This window comes from Saccharicrinis sp. GN24d3 (assembly GCF_052400645.1).
GTDB lineage: Bacteria > Bacteroidota > Bacteroidia > Bacteroidales > Marinilabiliaceae > Saccharicrinis.
On the sequence record NZ_JBQTGI010000019.1, the window covers coordinates 60,380 to 82,016 of the forward strand.

Genomic DNA, 21,637 nt, shown 5'->3' on the forward strand with positions numbered 1-21,637 from the left:
AAAACATATGGGTCTAATTTATAAAGGATTAAGTTTATTGTTTGTACTTGTTAATACACAGGTTTTACTGGCACAAGACAAACAGTTGATTGATAAAGCAGAGATTCCATTTACCAGTGGTCAGGCTCAGATGGTTCTGGATGCGACTCCAGCCGATTCAACCGGTAAATGGTATATAAACGACCATTGCTTTATTGAAGATAAAAAAGGGCGACTCCATTTTTTCGGAATCAATAATCCATTTTTTGAGGATGGCACTTACAATTATACCTATCATCCACATATTGGGCATGCCGTAATGGAAGATCCGGCCAAAGGTTTTAAACATACCGGAATGGCGCTCTCTGAGTATAAGGAAGGACAGGGATTTCTAGGTGCACCCTATGTCGTTCAGAATAAAGCCGGGAAATACCTCATGTTTTTTCAGTCCAAATTTGGAGACAAGCGCTTTATGGAATTGGCCGTTTCTGATGATCTGTATCGCTGGGAAAGAAACAATAAAGCTGTGCTGTATTCTCACGATAATATGAGAGACCCATGTTTATTTGAGGATGATGATGGGCAGGTCTATTTTTATATTGTAACACCGAAAAAGGAAGGCTCTTCAATTTCCGTGATTCCAACCGATGATTTTAATGAGTTCGGTGAGCCTACAGAGCTTATTCATATTCCGGATGGTGTGAGCTGGAGTGGCCTTGAATCTCCTTATGTGATCAAGCGGAACGGCTTGTACTACCTCTTCGTTTCCTATGCGCACCGGCATTACCATGAAACCTTGGTAATTGTTTCTGATCGTTTTGATTCATTTAAGATAGAAAATACCATTACCACCTTACACAGCCATGCTCCTGAAATAGTTGCCTACAAGGGTAAAACTTATATCAGCTCCTGCGGCATTGAAGGGCATCAGATGCTCGATGACCACAGCCTGTACTGGTACGAATTAAAATGGTTAAAGCGATAAATGGCATAATTAGAAAAGATAGAATTATGAAATCAACTACAAATTTATTTTTTATAATAGTGTATTTGTGCCTGTCGGTATCAATTTTGGCACAGGACAATAACTCCACTCTATGGTATAACTATCCGGCAAAAGACTGGAAAACTCAGGCTCTTCATCTGGGGAATGCTTATATGGGAGCCTCTTTTTATGGAGGTGTAAAAGAAGAACGTTTAGACATTACTGAAGAGACCATGTGGTTTGGGGGACCGGGGCAAAATCCCAAGTACAACTACGGGATAGTTGAAGGAAGTAATAAGTACCTGAAGGAAATCCGTGAAGCTATTGTTGACGGAGACATTGAAAAGGCAGATCGCATGGTGGCCCAAAATTTTGTTGGGGATTATTCTGATTTTGGCTCATTGACTTCTATCGGGCAATTGTATGTTTCTTTTGATAATCATGATGGAGAAGTAAGCAAATACAAACGTGCATTGGATATTTCTAAATCTTTGGCTAGTGTTAATTATACCATAGGTGGTGCAAACTATAAGCGAGGGTATTTTTGCAGTTATCCCGATCGTATTATGGTTTTTCGGTTTGAAAGCGACACGCCAGCGAAACTTGGTTTTTCAATTCGGCATGAATTAACTCAGAAAGAAAATACAATTACCACCCTTGGGAATGAGATTCATATAAATGGAAGGATTGATGGGAACAACAGGGAGTATCGTGTAAAACTAAAAATACTGATTGATGGAGGGAAAATAACTTCCGATGGGGAATTCTTAAAAGTTAGTGGAGCAAATTCAGCGACCATCCTTTATACAGCTGCTACTGAATATCGGCCTGTTGCCCCACTTTACAATGGAGCAGATCCGGATGTTATCGCACGAAAGGTTATTGATAAAGCTGTACAAAAAGGATTTGATAAGTTAAAAAAGATACACGTATCCGATTATACTCATCTTTACGATCGGGTATCTCTTGAAATGGATGGAGATTCAACATTGGAAAAACTACCCACTAATGAGCGGTATGAAATGCTGAAGACGGGCATGACCGATGATGCTGGATTAAAAGTATTATTATTTAATTTAGGTAGGTACCTGCTGATTAGTGCATCACGACCAACTACTCTTCCTTCAGGCTTACAAGGCGTTTGGGTGCCCGGAAGAACAGCAGCCTGGAGCGGAAATTTCCAGAGTAATATTAATATACAGGAGATGTACTGGACTGCCGGGCCACTTAACTTGCCCGAATGTCAGGAAGCATATATTAATTGGATTAAAACGCTGGTTGAACCTGGTCGTAAAGTCGCCAAAGCTTATTACGGTACCGACGGTTGGGTGAGTCATACCACAGGAAATATTTGGGGTTATGCATCCCCCGGTGCTGATATGTTATGGGGAATGTATCCTAGTGGTGCAGCCTGGCATTGTCAGCACTTATGGAGCCAGTATGAATACACGATGGACGAAGATTACCTGCGCAACGAAGCATATCCTGTCATGAAAGAAGCCGCTTTGTTTTGGTTGCAAAACCTGGTTGAATATGAAGGCAAGCTGATCATTGCACCAACGGTCTCTTCAGAGCATGGGGTTGACTTCAAAGATGGTAAACCCCTTGAATATGCTATCACCAATGGGGAAGCCAGTAAAGGGAAACTGTTCAATCTACCCGGAGCATACCAGGATATTCAAATGGTGCACGACTTGTTTTCGAATGTTATTCAGGCTGCCGAAATATTAAATACGGATACAAGATTCATTAAAGAGATAAAAGAAAAACGTGACAATCTATTACCTCTTAAGATTGGTAAATATGGTCAGATTCAGGAATGGGCGTGGGATGTGGATAATCCGCGCGATCACCATCGACATATTTCTCATATGTATGCATTAATGCCCGGAAGACAAATTGATCCGATTAAAACACCTGAGTTAGCGAAGGCAGCTACCAAATCCTTAAACATGAGGGGACACACGCTATATGGTCCTAAATGGCCCCACATGGGTGGTAATTGGAATAAAACCTGGCGTATCTGGTGCTTTACCCGCCTCGGCGATGGAGAAAAAGCTGCACGCATATTCAATGATATGGTAACCGATGTGGGTTTTGAAAATTTAATGGCACACGAAAGTGGAAATATGCAAGTGGATGGTTCCATGTCTACCCCAGGTTTTATGGCAGAAATGCTGTTGCAGTCTCACCAAGGAGAAATCCACCTGTTGCCAGCACTTCCGGTTGAGTGGCCTGCCGGAAAAGTGAAAGGACTGATTGCTCGTGGAGCGTATAAAGTGGATATTGAGTGGCGCTATGGGCATTTGGTTTCCTGTACTATCCAATCCCTTATGAGGGATGAACTACCACAGATTCGGTTAATGGGTGAACTTATTGATCCTATAAAAGATAATAGAATTACTATTGTAGACTAATTTGTTTTAAAACTTAAAACAGGTTTTGGAATTGGATGTTTTTTTCAAATAACTTAAACGTTTTAGCTATAATTTTTATATTTTTGTGGTGTGGCGTTAAAGTGTTGTAAATAAGCTAATGTTTTATAGATATTAACAATGAAAAAAAAGACAAGAACAAAGAATTGCCTGCTCAGCTTAACAATAGCTGTAATCTTATTGGGCTGTGCGAGCAACGAACAAGCACAGAATGAAGTAATCAGTGTCTCATCCCTGCTGCAAGAAATGACCTCCCGGGAACAATTGACTTGTTTTCCAGAGCCTGCATATATTACTAAACATGTGAGTAGCTATGACCGATCAAGTACCTCACCAACCGAAAAGAATTGGTTTCATAACTGGGATATGAATCAATGGGAAGGTGTTGAGGAAACGAAGAACGGGAAAGAATATGTTTTGATGGATGAAAAATTACCTGGAGCGATTACACATTTTTGGATGACTGGTGCCGGAAAGAATAGAGGCAAAGGTACCTTGCGTATTTATATTGACGGTAATGAAAACCCGGTGGTAAGTCAGACTATAAGAAGTTTTATCGGGGAGAATAAGGAAGTGGGCTATCCATTGAGTTGTTCGGTGTCTCCTGAAACAATAGCAGATGAACGTGGGCATAATTTATATTTGCCAATACCATATGCGAAATCTTGTAAAATAACCTACCAATCAGATTTTATTATTGATGGAAACCCTTGGGAGACTGGTAGTGAAATTTTATATTACAATATAGATCACAGATCATATGATAAAGAAGTTGTCATTGAGAGTTTTACGAATAATTCGATAGCTCAGAATAAATCACTTATTACGGCAACCAACCAAATGTTGTTGGATGGCAGGTATAGTGAAGAACACGAATTAGAAGAGGTTGAGAGCTTTAAAATACAACTGGCTCCTGGTGATGTAAAAGTACTTTCGGAAAGAGAGGTAGGTGCAGCCATCAATGAATTGAATATTCGTGTTCAGGAAGATGAGCCGACACAATCATTAAGGTCACTTATTTTAAAATGTGAATTTGATGGACAGCAAACAGTTTGGGCACCCTTGGGTGATTTTTTTGGTGCTGGCTACCGAATAGATGCATACGAAACCAGGTATAACAAAGTAAGTTTTGATGGTAACCTGACTTCTAAATGGTCTATGCCATTTGAGAAGGATTGTAAAATAACGATAGAGAATACTGGAAAAACGACAGTTGGTGTTAACGGCTCAATAAAATTTGACGCTTATAAATGGAACAATCAATCCATGCATTTTTACACGTCCTGGCATCAATATACAAATGCAAAGACCGGAGTCTCTAAAAATATGTTAGGAGGTGAAGGAATTAAAGATCTAAATTTCGTAACGCTTAAGGGGAAAGGTGTATATGTTGGTGATGTATTAACACTTTTTAATGATAATGCACCTAATGGTAAAACTAGATGGTCAAAAAAAGATGGACAATTTTCTATGAGCTGGTGGGGCGAAGGTGATGAGAAGATATATATTGATGGTGAAGAATTTCCTTCTCATTTTGGGACAGGTACCGAAGATTATTATTGTTATGCCTGGTGTAAACCCGAAAAATTTTCACACCCATTTATTGCGCAGCCCTCAGGTGAAGGAAATTTAACCCCTGGTTATACAGTAAATACAAGAGTCAGAGCACTCGATGTATTGCCTTTTAATACAAGTTTAAGATTTGACATGGAACTTTGGCATTGGAACAATGCAACAGTAAATTATGCGCCGACAACCTTTTATTACATGAAACCCGGTGGGGAATCTAATATAAAACCGGATTATGAAGGAGCTAAAGAGAAAGTGTTGTTGGATTATGAAGCTTTATATTCATCTGGAAAGCAATAAGTAATATCTAAATAGAATCAATATGAAAAATTTAATTGTTGTATTAGCTATCTTTTTATTGGGAAGCCAGATGGGCTTTTCGCAAAAAAAGTACGAACCCACCTGGGAATCTATCGACAGCCGTCCGGTAGCTCCATGGTTCGAGGATGCTAAATTTGGAATTTTTATCCACTGGGGCCCCTATTCGGTACCTGCATGGAGCCCAAAGGGAACTTACTCGGAATGGTATCAATATTGGTTACAGAGTAAATCTCTTTTTGGGAATGGTAAATTTACGGGTACTGAAGTATATGATCATCATACCCAAACTTATGGTCCCCATTCGAGTTATTACAATTTCGGGGAACAGTTTACTGCCCGTGATTTTGATGCGCAGGAATGGGCTAAGCTTTTTGAAGATGCCGGTGCCAAATATATGATGATCACATCTAAGCATCACGATGGTTTTTGCTTATGGCCAAGCGAGACAGCTAATAAAACCTGGGGATTCCCCTGGAATGCCAAAGATGTTGGCGCTAAACGCGACTTGCTTAAGGAGCTGGAAGTGGCTGTGAAGGAAACTGAGGTGAAATTTGGAACTTATTATTCACTTTACGAGTGGTTTAACCCACTTTGGAAAAAGGATCCGGAGAAATTTGCACTGGAACACATGCACCCTCAGTTTAAAGATTTGGTGGAGAATTATAAGCCTGAATTGATTTGGTCGGATGGCGATTGGGATTTGGAACCAGAAAAGTGGCACTCGCCTGAATTATTGACCTGGTTGTTTAACGAATCTTCTATTGGTCAGGATGTGGTTATTAACGACCGTTGGGGTAAAGATTGCCGTTTTAAACATGGGGGATATTTCTCTACCGAGTATCAAAGTGGATTGGATGGCTCACATCCCTGGGAAGAGTGTCGCGGTATTGGTTTTTCATTTGGTTATAATGTGAATGAAGATGTGAATGATTATGCTTCACGTCGTACGTTGGTATACCTGCTTTTAAATGTAGTGAGTAATGGCGGTAACCTGCTGTTGGATATTGGTCCTGATAAATATGGTAACATACCTCCAATTATGCAGGATCGTCTGTTAGCCATGGGACAATGGTTAAAAGTAAATGGCGAAGCTATTTATGGAACCCGCAAGTGGGAGCGTGCCTGTCAGTGGTCAAAGAAAGGAAAGAAAGACTGGAAACCGGAAGGTACCCATTACCTGCCTGCTGATTTTATCCTTAAACAAACCATTGATCAACAAGAAGGATATGCAGTAAGAGAAATCTTCTTCACAAAGAAAGATAAAGATGTGTTTGCCATTGTGCCTAAATGGCCAAAAGAACAACTAGTAATTCGTGATATGAAGGTTAAGGCTAATACTGAAATTACATTGGTGGGAACGGATATTAAGATAGATTTTGAACAGAAAGGAAAGAATCTGATTTTGAAGGTTCCTTATCTTACTCCAGATGAATTACCATGTGAGTATGCCTATACGTTTAAAATTTCGCAGTAATTTATAATTATTGGAGGCAGGTGTCCTTAACCTGCCTTCCTTTTTTCAGTTTTGCTAAAACGATTAAGGATTATTTATAAAAATGATAATTTAAATTTTATAGATGAAACACACCGTATTTTTCATATGTAGTTTAATTTTATTGATACTCTTTTCTGGTGCCTGTACTTTTAAACAAAGTGACCAAGATGTTACAATCAAATCATTATTAAAAGAGATGGTGGATAGGGATGGCTTGGCGAAGCTATCAGAATATCAATTTAAAACACTGCAAGCCAGTAGTTATTCACGGAAATCCGTTGCGGCAAATCAAGAAGGATGGTTTGATAATGCAGATGCCAGTCAGTTTGTGAGAGTCGATACAACAGAAGGACGCATAGAGCATGTATTGATGGATGTGGACGGACCCGGGGCAATTGTCCGTTTTTGGAGTACCTGGCATGCGCAGCGTTTTTCGATGGGGACGCTTCGCTTTTATTTTGACAACAGCCCAACACCACAGATCCAAGGGAGGATTGACGAAATTATCTCTTCGAACAAATTTGTAGGCGCACCTCTCTCTCAAACCGCCTCGGCCTTTTTAGAAAATGATGGTTGGTTTTCTGGTCACAACCTTTATTTTCCCTTGACTTATGCAAAGCATTGTAAAGTAACCTATCAGAAGGCGGATGAAAGTATAAACGATGTGCTTTATTACCAACTCAATTATCGGCAGTATGAAGCAGGAACATCAGTAGCTACTTATACAGAAGGAGACTGGGAAAGTGATAAGTATAAAGATGCCATTGCAACAGTAAACAGACAGTTGAGTCAATATGAATCTGTAACAAATAAGTGTCAGCTTAATAATCTTGAAGGACTTGTAAAAGCCGGAGAGTCCATATCGACAAGCATAGCAGGAAATCGGGTGATAAAGAAAATAGCGGTGAAAATTACTGCCAATAATCTGGAACAGGCATTACGTTCTACCGTCATAGCCATGGAATTTGATGGGAAGAAGACCGTTTGGGCACCTGTGGGAGATTTATTTGGTACAGGATACAAGATTTCAGCCTATGAAGGATGGCTTGCTCGTGTGAGTGATGATGGCGAGATGACTATGTTCTTTCCTATGCCTTTCCAAAATGCAGCGAAGATTACAGTTCATAATTTTGGCAAAGAAGATATTGAACTTATAAAGATGGACATGCATCATACCGACTGGAAATGGGATGAACAGAGTCTTTATTTTCATGCTAATTGGCGTAATTATCCGGATGTTGAAACATCAGAAAAAAAGGATGTTAACTTTATTACTATTTCTGGGAAAGGGAAATATGTGGGCGATGTGCTTACCCTTTTTAACGATAGCTATGTATGGTGGGGCGAAGGAGATGAAAAGATTTTTGTAGATGGCGAACAGTTTCCTTCCAATTTTGGTACCGGTACCGAAGATTATTATGGTTATGCCTGGTGCAGTGTGGTTGATTTTTCGGCACCATTTAATGCCCAGCCGACAGGGGATGGTAACAGAAGCCCGGGACTAACGGTGAACAGCCGTTGGCGATCGCTGGATGTTATTCCTTTTGATCGATCCTTGAAGTTTGATATGGAGATTTGGCACTGGGCATCCACTCAAATGGATTATGCTCCTACTACATTTTGGTATGGAACAAAAGATGCCAGTGCGCGATTTATGGAAGATCCGGAGAGTGTGAAGATCCCGGTGAAATTAACAAATAAGTTTGAGGCCGAAGGTTTCAAAATAGAGAAGATAAAAGGAGGAGAAGTCATCAGACAAGCTTTCCTCTCGCATGAGTGGAGTGCACAGAATCATTTGTTATGGAAGGACATCAATAAGAGTGATAAATTGGAAACCGTCTTTTACTCAGAAAAGGAACGAAAAGGAGAATTAATGGCTGTATTTACGCATGCTCCCGATTATGTAATTGTGGATGTATTGCTAAATGGTGAACTCATTTTTGAAAATCTTGACCTGTACAGCGATAAGTTAAGCCTGAAAGAATATACTTTTGAGAAAGGGAGAATGAAAAAAGGCAAGAACAGCCTGACCCTAATTGTAAAAGGAACGAATAAGTCGAATCCCAAAGCAGATAAGCTGGGCTTAGATTATTTAGTAGTGAAATAATAATAAAATAATAAACCATGCAAAAAGTACTACTCATTGTTTTGGTAGCATCCTTTGTTTTTGGCTGCAAACCAAATCAAAAAAAAGAAAAGACAGGACCCGTTCAGGTTCCTACAATTGCCAGTGAATGGCAGCACATTTTTAACCCCAACGATACCCGTTCGGATATTGATACCACCTGGTATACCAACGACCACTGTTTTGCCAAAGGGCCGAATGGAGACTGGCATGCTTATGGAATCATCGGGCATAAACCCATTAATCCATGGACCGGAGAGAACAAGTTCTTTCATATATCGGCAAAAGAGTTTTCTCAGAATAAATGGGAGGATCATGATTATGCTTTAAGGGTAAAGGAAGGTGTTGAACGTGTTCTTTGGGCTCCCCATGTCTTCGAGGAAAACGGGAAAAGTTATATGTTCTATAATATTGGTAACATGCAGGAGAATGCACCTAATTTTGCAAGTTGGGGGCAGTTATGCATGGCCGAATCGGATGATATGTTTGAATGGAAGCGGCACGAGTTTAATCCGCTGTTTAGTGATCCTGGACATGCTCGTGATTCCTATATCTTAAAAGAGAAGGACATTTATTATTTCTATTATACCCGTACCTTCAACGAGGTGGATTTGCGCTCTTGTGTGGCCGTACGTACCAGTCCTGATCTAAAACATTGGAGTGGTCCTAAGATTGTACATACCCAGCCCTATGAGGTGGATTGGGGTGGAGATGCAGAAAGTCCATTTGTAGTAAAAAAGAACGGACTCTTCTACCTTTTCGTATGTCGTGCCATGACAAAATACGAACAGACCCATGTGTACTGGTCGAAAGATCCGATGAATTTTCCTATCGAGAATTTTGTGTGTGAACTGCCCACCCATGCTTCAGAAGTAATAAAAGTTTCGGATAATGAGTGGTACATTTCCAATACCGGCTGGGATAAGAAAGGCTTGTTTATAGCAAAAATGGAGTGGAAAGATAAATAGTTGAAAAAAAATATTATTGGTATAATAGGCATGAGGAGGATAAGTTGACTTCTCTTGCCTATTTTTGTTTATATTGAAATGGTAATTCAAGAAGCAATGAGGAAGGTATTCATTAGTATATTATTCATATTTTGGTTTCAGGCTATAATGGCTCTGAATTATGAGATGGATTTGTTTCACTGGAATGTTGCGTCTGGTTTGCCAGATAATCAAGTAATTTGCTTTGCGCAGGATGAGAACGGTTTTATATGGATAGGAACCGGAAAAGGGTTGGTTCGGTTCGATGGGCATGAATTTATTTTTTTTAAGTTGCCTAAGATGCTTGACAATGAGTGGGTAAGTACGATTTATAAAAAGAAAAATGAACTTTTTCTGATCACAAACAGAAAAGGCTACTTTGTGTTTAATACCAGTAATTTTAAATCATTTAAAGTTGATTTAAAAGATAAAGAAAAATATACAGAGAAGGATTTTTCCTTTTTTTACAGAGAAGAGATTGTCAGTAAAGATACTGTTTCAGTGGTCTTTAATTCAGATGGAAAGCTAACTGTAGGTAGGCATTCAATGTCAGGTACTTTTAACGCTGTTTTTAAAGGTGGCGGAGGTAAAATATGGGTTGCTTCTCCGGATAAAGGTTTAGGGTATTTAAATAATAATGAATCAGCTATTACCTATGTGGAAGATTCATTACAGGTGTATGACGCAAATCTTAATAATATTGTTGAAGCGCCTGACGGTAAAATATGGTTCGAGATATCCACGGGAGGAATTGGTTTTTGGGATGGGGATAGAATTATTTCAGTTAATAATATTGCTGGTTACTCAAGCCTGATAAATGGCTATAACGTTTTTTCCTCTTTGATAGATTTTAATATTACGTCATTATTTTTTGATGTTAACGGGAACCTGTGGATAGGAACATCGGGAAATGGTATGTTCAGGATACGGCTTAAACAGCAAGTTTTTCAATACTTTAAATTTGATTATCGTACTTCAAACGGTCTTGCCCATAAGGATGTTAGCTATCCGCTTGTTACCGGTAATGGCGATATATGGATTGGGACCTGGGGCGGTGGTGTTAATATCCTGAAAAAAAATAAAATATCAGTCCATAATCCTATTTATAGAACCATCAGCCCTAAACCCGGCGTAAAAGGTGCTCTTCAAAGAGGAAAGGTTTTTCCCCTGCTGGAAGATCGAAGGGGTAATTTATGGTTGGGGATAAGTGATTCCGGGCTTCAGTTTGTTAGTCGGAAAAACATTGATGGAGAGAATTCTTTTTTTAAGCTTTACAATAGAGAATCTGGAGGTATTCCCGGAGATTCGGTTTGGGTGTTGCACGAAGATCGGTCAGGAGAGATATGGGTAGGTACAACGTGCGGTCTTTCGCGTTATTCACCGGGTATGGATAAGTTCACGTTCTGTTTTAATGAATTAAAAGACTCGCTCTTTTTTAAGGACAAAGATATTCTGATGATTTATGGATCTGGGAAAAAAAAGCTATGGGTAGCAACAAGGCATGACGGTATCTATTGCTGGGATAGAAGCAATAATCAAATCAAGCAATACCTGAGCGCAGGAACTACATCGTTAAATGGGATTTTGTGTGGTGTGGAAATGCCTGACTCATCCATGTGGTTTGGTGGCATCAATGGTCTGTTTTATTTTGATTCACAGCATGATCTTTTTAGATCTGTAAATGATTCGCTTCATATGCCTTCTTTTCATATCGAGTCGATGCTCTCAGGTAATGACAATCGTATATGGCTCGGGACAGGGAAGGGGCTGGTTGCTTTTAATCCATTAAATTATTATACCGAGGTTTTTCGAATGCCAGGTGGGGTTATGAGTAATAACTTCACGCAGGGAGCCTCAAAAGATCAAGCGGGTAATCTCTATTTTGGTAGTAGAAATGGCTTTTACCGCTTTAATCCACTTGATTTGCAAAAAAAACCATTAGAGATACCGGTTGGGATCACACATTTTGAAATTCAGGGGCAAGGATTTCGTAACGATTCAGCTATGTTTGCCAAGGTGTTAAAGGGTATCGATATAGCCTCGGTGGATCATTTGGAATTACCTTATCATCAAAACACCATCACTATTGGTTATCGTTATTTGAATTATGCTCCCAACGATTTTAAGGAGTATGAGCTTTTAATGGTGGGCTTGGATAGTGAATGGATGAGTACCTTTGATAGTAACCGAACCTGGAGTAATCTTAATCCGGGAGCTTATGTATTTCATGTCAGAGTGAAAGGGCAAGAGCAGGAATATATTCTTCCCATTACCATCGCTTCTCCCTGGTGGACGAGTATATGGGCCTATGTGTCTTTCTCCATATTAGTGTTTTGTTTTATCATGATTCTTCTTCGCTACTCCAATAAACGGGTACGCGAAAAAGAGAAACTGCACCAAAAGGAACGTTATGATCGTTTGAGGTTTAGTTTTTTTCTGAATATATCACATGAAATAAGGACTCCGCTCACATTAATAAAAGGAGGCATAGATCGCTTAATCGACAATAAGACCTTAGAAAAGGAGTGCCAGGATGAATTACAACGAGTACAGCGCAATACACAACGTCTAACCCGGATGGTGAACGAGGTGATGGATTTAAAAAAGTTGGAGAATACTCATGTAAGTGTTAATAAGCGTGATTTTAATCTAAAAGAATTTCTGGAGGCTGCCGTGGATGTATTCCGCTTAAGAGATGATCATTGTAATCTTGTTTTGAAAATGCCGCCGTATCCGGTTTGGACATGTTCGGATAGGGAACTGATAGAAACAATAGTTTACAATCTATTATCCAACGCCTTAAAGTATTCATCTGTCCAATCCGAAATAAGGGTGGAGTTGGTTTGTGAAAGGGATAAAAATGTGGCTATAAGTGTTTCAGATCAGGGAATCGGTATTAAAAAAGAGGAACAGCGACTGATATTTAAACGTTTCTATCGATCGGAGAATCAGAAAGAGACAGGTACGGGAATTGGCCTGTCACTGGTGAAGCAATATGCAGAGCTGCTGGGGGGAACAATACTTGTTGAAAGTGAATTGGGAAAGGGGAGTACTTTTACCTTGCAGATTCCTGATAATATTCAAACTGTAGAAAGTAATAGAAATACTGATTCACTTCAGTCCCAAAAACATGGAGATTTGAAGGGGAAACCAGTATTGATACTTGTTGATGATCAATCGGAGATAAGAACTTTTGTGCGGGAAATATTTGAAAGGGACTATATTGTTTTTGAAGCCTCAAACGGACAAAACGGATGGACATTAGTAAAAGAAAAAAATCCGGATCTGATTATCTCAGATGTTATGATGCCGGTTATGAATGGTTATGAGTTGTGTAGAGCGGTTCGAAATGATATTCGTACCTGTCATATCCCGGTCATTTTACTTACCGCCAAAACGGGTGATGAAGCCCAGTTGAATGCTTTTGATTGTCAGGCGGATGCCTTTATTAACAAACCCTTTAATCAGCATATTCTCCGCTTAAGAGTCGATAGGTTGATAGAACTACGGCGGCAATTGAGACAGCAATTTGGCAGGGGGCCGGAAGAAAAACCGGAGTTGTTTGTATCCAATCAGATGGACAAGGTTTTTATAGAGAAGATGGAGGCTGTTTTTAATGAACGTTTGGATGATATGAATTTTAATGTCGAAGAACTGGCCTCACAGATGGCTTTGAGTACATCTGGATTGTATAGAAAAATAAAATCACTGACCGACCAGTCACCGGCCGAATATATGCGCATTCATCGCTTAAAGGTAGCAGCCCGGTTGCTAAAAGAAACCAAGCGATCAGTAACCGAGATCGCTGAACAAACCGGTTTTTCCACGCAAAAGTACTTCTCAAAATCCTTTAAACAACAATTTGGATTGACACCCTTGGAATATAGGAAAGGAGAGTGAGAGCAGTCACAGCTTACTTTGCATTTTGACTGATTTGGCCTGAGTTTCATTCTTTAAATCTGATGTGTATTTTGGTCACGTTTGTAATCTGTTGGTGTATGTCCAAATTGCTTTTTAAAACACTCGCGAAAATATCTTGGGGAAACGAAGCCAACATCATAGCATATCTCCGAAATATTTAAATCAGATTTAAGCAATAAGCTGGCCGCATGTTTTAAGCGTATCATCCTGATAAAGTCATTTGGACTCATCCCTGTAAGTGCTTTAATTTTCCGGAAGAAAGGACTGCGGGACATATTTGAAAAAGTCATTAACTGATCAACTTTAAAGTTTGGATCAGAGATATTATCCTTAACAGTGTTAATAGCTTGTTCTAAAAATATCTCATCAGTTGAGGTAACAGCAATTTCATCGGGTTCCATTGCGGTTTCTGTTTTAAAGCGATTAATGATATTTTGACGGTTCTCTAATAGGTTTTTTATCTTAAAGAATAACATGTTGGGATTAAAAGGTTTAGTGATATAATCATCAGCTCCGGTTTCCAGCCCTTTTATTTGTTGCTCATCAGAAGTGAGTGCTGTTAATAATATGATAGGAATATGACTGGTATTTATATTGTTTTTTACTTTTTTGCATAAATCCAATCCATTGATTTCGGGCATCATTATGTCTGAAATAATAAGATCAGGAGAATGTTCCGTGGCCATTTTAATACCTTCTGTACCATTCACGGCTTGCAAAATATCAAAATAGGATTTCAGACTATCGGTGATGAATGTCCTGATTTCATTTTCATCCTCAACCACAAGAATGGTGTACTTTTTGTTTTCTTTCAAGTGACTACTGGTGAGTATCTTGATGGGATCATGCTTTGATGCCTTTAGTGTTTGTTGATACCACAACTCATTGTTTTTAGTGGTATCCGTGGGTGAATGTGCCCTCTCATTCTTGGAGAAGTGATTATTTCCTGTTGGAAATTTAATGGAGAAAACACTACCCTTTACATCTTCACTGTGAACGCTGAGCGTACCATGGTGTAATTCAACAAAACTTTTTGATAAAGACAGGCCTATTCCTGTTCCGGTATTTAAATCTTCATCAAGTTGGTAGAAGCGTTCAAATATGAGTTTTTGTTTTGACTTGGGGATTCCTACGCCATTGTCAATCACTTGAACTCTAATTCGTTCATCCATGTTAGCGAGTAGGTCGATAGTCACTTCAATATCTCCACATTTGGGCGTGTGCTTAAAGGCATTAGATAGTAGATTATAGATTACTTTTTCCATCAAATCAGGATCGAACCAACAATATAGTTGATCTGGTTTTTGATGGAAGGAGAGAGAAATCTGTTTTTCGCTTGTTAAAATCTCAAATGATTCAATAATATCTTCAACAAATTGCACAAGGTTGATTTTTCTTGCCTTAATTTTCATTTTTCCCAATTCTACTTTTCTAAAATCCATTAATTGATTTATCAGTCGCAATAGGCGGTTGGCATTTTTGTGGATTAGAATCAACTCTTGTTTCTTGTGATCATTTTTTGACATAGAGGAGAGTATACGCTCCAGAGGGCTAATGATTAGTGTTAACGGAGTCTTGAATTCATGGCTTATGTTAGTAAAGAATTGTGACTTTAATCCATTAAGCTTGAGTTGATTATCTTTCTCTAGTCGTTCTGTGTTCAGATCATCTTTCAACCGAGCCTGCTTCACTGAATATTGGATTAGTTGATAAATAGCAAACAGGAAAAAGGTAGTAAATAGTGCTAATGCCCACCATGTTTTCCACCAGGGAGGTAAAATGATAATGTTTAATGTTTTTGTGGTATTATTCCATACTCCATCGTTATTGGAGGCCTTTACTTTAAAGGTATATTTTCCTGGAGGTATATTTGTGTAATTTGCTTCCCTTCTGCTTTTAGCTTCTACAAAATCATTGTCAAATCCTTCCAATATATAGGCATATTGATTTTTATCTGAGTTGGTGTAGTTTAATGCTACATACTCAAAAGTTAAACTATTTTGTTGATGGTTAAGTATAATAGTATCCATTTTGTTGATGGATTTCGTTAGGAAAGATTGGTTATCGTTTATCTGAACTTTTTTGTTGAAGAGTTTTATTCCAGTAAGAGCTATTTTTGGTGCATGCAAATTATGTTTAATCTTTTTTGGATAAAAGCTGTACACCCCATTGGTGGATCCAAAATATATTTTTCCATCGCTTGCTAATAAGGCGGCATTCTCATTGAATTCTATTCCCCTTATTCCATCTTCTTTTCCGAAATTACGAAAAGTTTTATTCTTTATATACATTTGAGATAGTCCGCGGTCTGTTGCCAGCCATAAAGAGCTATCATTATCATATAATATAGCATTAACCGCATTACTCGGCAAACCATCCTCTATTGTGTATTGAATCGTGTCCTGATTTATCTGATCAATTTGCCATAGTCCGGTTTTACTTCCAATCCATATTTGTCTGTTTTCACTTTCCGTAATTGAGGTAATTTCAAATTTTTGTCTGATTTTTGCTTCCTTTACAATTTCAACCCTATGGCTATCATGTTTGTATTTCAGAAGACGACCATGGGTTCCAATCCAAAGAATAGAATCATATGATTCATTTAAAGCAGTTATCATGGGTGGTATCAGTGGTTCATTAATGGCCTGCAGTTTTATGCCCTTCGCGGAAGAGCTTATTCGATGATACAAGCCATTTCCACCCGTTCCAATCCACAATCTATTGGCATTGCTTTTATGGATACATTTTACACTTGAATTAATGGTAAATGGGATTCTAAAAGGTGAATATGCATAATTAAATGTATCGTTATGTGTAATACGAATAGGCTTTATTCCATGTTGAAATGTTCCTAGCCAAATATTTCCATCATCAGATTCGATAACGGTATTAATTACATTTGCATTGGTGATATTTGTATGATAAAATCGGGATTGTTTATGATCAAAAATATTCAGACTGCCACCATCCAAACCTATGAGGATATTGCCATTTTTACTCTCTGCTAATCCCAGTACTGAATTTCCACTTAAACCTGTTGGGTTGCCTTTTTCATATCTCCAATGGTCAAAAAAACTGCAATTTGGATCGAATACTTGTACGCCGGAGTTTACTGTTCCCAGCCAAATAGCTCCACTACGGTCTTTTAAAATTGTTGTGACAGCTCCTATGGGAACAACTCCGGAAAATTCGATCTTTTCCATCTTATTTTGATTTAAATTATAGCTATAAACCCCATGTCCGTCTGTACCCATCCAAACCGTAGAGTCATTGATCTGTTTCATGCAAATCACGGTATTTAGTGATTCAGCATTTTTGTTTCTATTGTGATTGGATATTTTTGTAATGTCTATATCCGAAGATATTTGAAAAGTCCCGGCATTTGACGCAATCAACATGTTATTGCTGTTTGTACTAAGCGTATTATGAACAGTATGATTGATGAAATAATTATCTTGCTTTGTGTAGTGGAAACGCTTGTTTTTTAAGTTGAAATGAGCAGTGCCATATGATCTGAATCCAAGCAATAAGTGATCATGGTCAAGCGTAATTGAAGAGATAGTCTCACGGTTAGGTATGCTGTAACTGGAAACTATTTTTGTTTGAATGTTGTAATTGTAAAGCACTCCTGAGACTGTTCCAATCCAGATAGATCCGTTATTATGTTGAAAGAGACAAGTAATATTTGCTTTGGGGTCATTTAAATGAATAGATTCAGTTATTTCTGTGTTTGGATTACGACAGTATAAACCAAAAATTGTTCCAATCCACATGTTTTTATCGATATCTTCCAATAAACAGGTCACCTGATCAGCTCCATCTGCTTTGTCTTTAAATTCAATTTCTTTAAAAGAGTATCCATCATATCTATTTAAACCATTGCGTGTTCCAATCCACATAAATCCTTCTGAATCCTGAAGTAAACAAGTAACATAATTTTGGGACAATCCATCTTCGATTGTTAAAGATTTTAAAGGATGAATATCGTTAGTTTTTATTGCCGATGCGTTAATAATAAAAGTGCAGCTAAGCAAATAAATAAATAGTGTTATTCTCATAAATGACGACCTCATTGATTTCTACTTAATTAAATATACTGGCTAAATTAACTAATATTCCCATATATAATTGTTTGCTTCAGTGATACAAAAGTACTGTCATATACAATTGATTGAGATGTGTTCTTTCTTCCATTATTTACGGAGCTGGCAATGAGTTGATAGCGTTGGTGTTTGGCTGGCGCATAAGTAAGCTGATACACTTGTGCGAATACAATTAGCCCCCATTATCGACCAAAATACTACCTAAAAGGTGGTTTTGTCAACCTGTATGAAAACAAATTCCTCCCCTTGTTAATGAGCATGAAAGACTTGTTTTGTATCAAGTGATTTACGAAGTGTTTACGCTTGTTGGTAATCAATATTTGTAATTCAAAACATACATATTAAATAAAAGATCTATGAAGTACAAAATTTTAAATTTTGGAGCATCGATGATTATGCTTCTTTTACTGTTTAGTTGTAATGACAATGAGGACAATTTAAGTTTTATTGGAGTTAAAAAAGTATCTCATAAAACAGGTGAAAACATAGCCTATTTTACAATCGAAGTATTTGAAAATTGCCGGGAAGTTGTGGTTACTGGTGCAAATGTAAGTGCAAGGCAGGAGGTGCAAGATGGAAAAGTTGATGTGATTTTGGAAAATTTACCAGAGGAGGAGGTTTGTTTTGTAATCAACACGATCGATGACCAAGGTAGAAAGTCTGAAGATTACTATCATTTTGCTAGTATATATGGAGAAAAGTACAACTCAACGCTAAATCCAAGAATTCCTTCTACCTTGGATTATGATTATGAACAAAATGCTTTGATTCTGAATTATGATTATCTAAGTGCTAATCATCTGTATTCTGTAATTACGTACCATAATAAGCTTGGGGAAGAGGTAAATGATACTTTAGAAAGAGATGCTAAAACGATTAAGCTTTTTGATGTTGATTATTCACACAACTATAAAGTTATTAGCAAATATCTTCCAAGTAAATTTGTTCTAAGTCCATTTGAAACGGGCTCAGTTGAGAAGGAATGGGGTGACCTGATCATTAAATATGATAGAACAAAAGTTAAACCGGCTTTATTGCCAAATGATAAAAATGGTGAATACTGGGGCGGTAGCCTGCCAAGTTTATTTGATGGAATAATTAGTAATAATAGCCATTTTCATAATGGCGGTGATCCCAATGCATTGACATTTACCATTGATTTAGGTGCTGAAGTGGTTGTTGACAAGGCCGTAATTTGGACTCGAGGTTCAAGCTTGAATCAGACATCGAAGCGTTATGATATTTATGGGCATACAGATTTAGCAGACGCAGTAACTACAACACCAGCAGAAGATCTTACAGGGTTTGAAGATGAGATGAACACGAAGGGGTGGTCAAAGATTGGTTCACGTGTAGTAAGTGATATGTCAGAGCATGATCCGAGTTTAACGGTTACATGTACAGCCAATAAAAAGGTGAGGTATTTACGTTTCAGATGTGACCGTATATGGTGGGAAAATGCACCCCATTTTGTAATAAGTGAAATTGATTTATACATAAATGTGACAAACTCAGGTAAACAATGATATATTTAAAAAAGAATACATGTTTGCTTTTAATCTTTTCATTGCTCTTGATAGCATGTGAAAAAGAAGTACATGACCGTTATAAAGCTCCAAAGAATTTAGAAGGGACAATTTACAAGAGGTTAGCTTCTTCTGAAAACCATCAACTGTTAGTTGAATCCATTAAAGTGTTAAAATTAGAAGACTTAGTGGATGGTCGGGCAGCTATAACTGTTTTTGCACCAAATGATGCGGCTATTAATAAATGGCTTGAAGCAAACGGGGCCAAAGGCATTCAGGATGTTGACAAGGATTTATTGAACAATATGGTTCGTTTACATTTTGTTGAAAATATCTTTACCGAACAGCAAATTAATATGCTTAATGATAATCCAATTAAGCGTTTGAAAACCTATAGCCAGAAACCTTTTTCTATTGAAGAAAAAAATGGTAAGCAGTATCATGTACATTATGAGAATAAAATGGTCTCGGTTTTTACACCAACACTTTTCAGTGCTGAAAAGCTAACGGATCCGAATATGAATTATCAGGTAGTTTTTGATAAAGATTATAATGGTAAGTTAATGTTTGGTAATGCTGCTGTAACCGAAAGTGAAATACCTTGTACAAATGGTTATTTATACCACATCGATGAAGTTGTCAATACAATGGAAAATGTGGAAGATTGGTTGAAATCACATGATGATTACAACGTGATGGCTTCATTATACGAACGCGTAAAAGATTACTCGTATGATGCTGTTTCCAGTCAAAAATATACACAAATTGCCGATAGCATTTTTAAAACGAAGTATAGAAATGCAGGGCAGATTTCCGCAGAAGTATTGTCCAGTGACTTCATCACAAATATGCAGGATAATCCATCCTATTTTATGATAACAGATGATGTATTGTTGGATTATATCAACACTTATCTGCTTAATGAAAATGTACCTACTATTGATGATATCAGCGATATAACGGTTGGGTATCTGTTGGGGTATTTGTCGAGTCAAAATTTTGCATGGCCTGCCAAAATTCAGGACAAGTCGTTTAGAAATGATTTTGGATCGTATTTTAATTTCAATTTGGAAACAGAGCTCAATGATGTAGCCATGTGTTCAAATGGTTTGGTATATGGGATTAAAAAAATGCCGCAGATTGATATGTTTAGCAGTATTATGCGTCATGCATTTACCGATCCTGGCTATTCTAAATTCTTATATGCAGCTGAATATGCTGATGTGATGCCTGAATTATTAAACGGCAGGAAGACTCTTAGGGCTTATATGCCTGATAACGATGTCTGGAGTAGAGCCAAGGTAAACATCAATGTAGGTGATCCAAACGTGATTGGAGACGAGGTGTTTAGTATATTCGATTTACAAACAGGTCAGAATACGCTTGCAGGGCGTGGAACTATTAAGCGCATTGTTTACAGCCATATTCTTGAAAATGTGAAAGAAGTAGGCGACAACATGATTATTGGTGAAACAATGAATGATTATGATGTTGTTATTTTCAACAAATCACAAATAATGGGCGCTGGTAACTATCATTTAACATCAAGTCCTGTAAATGTTTTGGATGAAGGTATCGAATGTTCTAATGGAGAGGTGTTTAAAGTGGATGATCTGGTAATGCCAACGGGTATGTCTGTTTTTGAAATCATCAATAAGAAGCCGGAATACTCTGAGTTTAATAAGCTAATGCAAATGGTGGACGGTTATAATAAAAACAATAGGGGCATTATTACCAGTTGTCCTTTTATTCAGGGTTACCGATTTACAACCTTTATTCCTACTAATGATGTACTATTAAACGCAATAAGTGAGAATAAGGTTCCAATTGATGTGGTAAATCCGGATATATCTGATGAGATTTTTAATGATCCCAATGTGAAAAATTATATCAAATACAAACCATTAGCCGATTGGTTAAGCTACTATTTTGTTAAGATGGATGGTACATTCAGAACGAATTACTATTTGCCTTATGAGGAGTTAAATGCACCGTTTTCAACTTCTCTTATGGACAAGAAAAATAGTACTAGTAAAAAGACGGTGTATTATGATCTTTTCTTGCAATTTAATGAAGATGCAAAGAAAGTCAAGGGCATTGATGGTCAGGAAGCAAATCTTATTCTGGATCAAATAGGCTTGAGCAGCAATGCTTTAATTTACTCAATTGATAATGTTGTAAGCTATCATTAA

Annotated in this window: 10 protein-coding genes; 9 read left to right on the plus strand and 1 reads right to left on the minus strand. The window is 37.8% G+C overall.

The window, feature by feature from the left end; genetic code table 11:
* The first annotated feature begins 7 nt into the window (after positions 1 to 7).
* From ACT29I_RS19950 to ACT29I_RS19980, 7 genes are all read left to right on the plus strand, one after another.
* Positions 8 to 964 carry a family 43 glycosylhydrolase gene (locus ACT29I_RS19950; protein WP_444794228.1) on the plus strand — a complete coding sequence of 319 codons (957 nt, stop codon included), beginning with the start codon at positions 8 to 10 and terminating at the stop codon, positions 962 to 964.
* Positions 965 to 990: 26 nt separating this feature from the next.
* Positions 991 to 3,381, plus strand: coding sequence for a glycoside hydrolase family 95 protein (locus ACT29I_RS19955; RefSeq protein ID WP_444794229.1), 2,391 nt, complete (start codon positions 991 to 993; stop codon positions 3,379 to 3,381).
* A gap of 138 nt (positions 3,382 to 3,519) precedes the next feature.
* Complete coding sequence (locus ACT29I_RS19960) at positions 3,520 to 5,268, plus strand: glycoside hydrolase family 172 protein (protein ID WP_444794230.1); 1,749 nt, start codon at positions 3,520 to 3,522, stop codon at positions 5,266 to 5,268.
* Between the two features lie 22 nt (positions 5,269 to 5,290).
* Positions 5,291 to 6,763, plus strand: coding sequence for an alpha-L-fucosidase (locus tag ACT29I_RS19965; RefSeq protein WP_444794231.1), 1,473 nt, complete (start codon positions 5,291 to 5,293; stop codon positions 6,761 to 6,763).
* A gap of 103 nt (positions 6,764 to 6,866) precedes the next feature.
* Positions 6,867 to 8,891 (plus strand): glycoside hydrolase family 172 protein, encoded by a 2,025-nt coding sequence (locus ACT29I_RS19970; protein ID WP_444794232.1) that lies wholly within the window; start codon positions 6,867 to 6,869, stop codon positions 8,889 to 8,891.
* A 17-nt stretch (positions 8,892 to 8,908) separates the two neighbouring features.
* Complete coding sequence (locus ACT29I_RS19975) at positions 8,909 to 9,877, plus strand: hypothetical protein (protein ID WP_444794233.1); 969 nt, start codon at positions 8,909 to 8,911, stop codon at positions 9,875 to 9,877.
* 96 nt (positions 9,878 to 9,973) lie between these two features.
* A complete protein-coding gene (locus tag ACT29I_RS19980; RefSeq protein WP_444794234.1) occupies positions 9,974 to 13,795 on the plus strand; it encodes an ATP-binding protein in 3,822 nt (1,273 codons plus the stop codon).
* Between the two features lie 53 nt (positions 13,796 to 13,848).
* Here the strand turns inward: ACT29I_RS19980 and ACT29I_RS19985 are convergent, their stop codons facing one another.
* The gene (locus ACT29I_RS19985) at positions 13,849 to 17,874 is read right to left on the minus strand and encodes a hybrid sensor histidine kinase/response regulator transcription factor (protein WP_444794235.1); all 4,026 of its coding nucleotides are present in this window, start codon (positions 17,872 to 17,874) and stop codon (positions 13,849 to 13,851) included.
* A 401-nt stretch (positions 17,875 to 18,275) separates the two neighbouring features.
* Here ACT29I_RS19985 and ACT29I_RS19990 point away from each other — a divergent pair, with 401 nt between their 5' ends.
* Both ACT29I_RS19990 and ACT29I_RS19995 read left to right on the plus strand, forming a co-directional pair.
* Positions 18,276 to 19,445, plus strand: a complete 1,170-nt coding sequence (locus ACT29I_RS19990; RefSeq protein WP_444794236.1) for a DUF4998 domain-containing protein — start codon at positions 18,276 to 18,278, stop codon at positions 19,443 to 19,445.
* The gene (locus ACT29I_RS19995) at positions 19,442 to 21,637 is read left to right on the plus strand and encodes a fasciclin domain-containing protein (RefSeq protein ID WP_444794237.1); all 2,196 of its coding nucleotides are present in this window, start codon (positions 19,442 to 19,444) and stop codon (positions 21,635 to 21,637) included. The genes ACT29I_RS19990 and ACT29I_RS19995 overlap by 4 nt, the downstream gene beginning before the upstream one ends.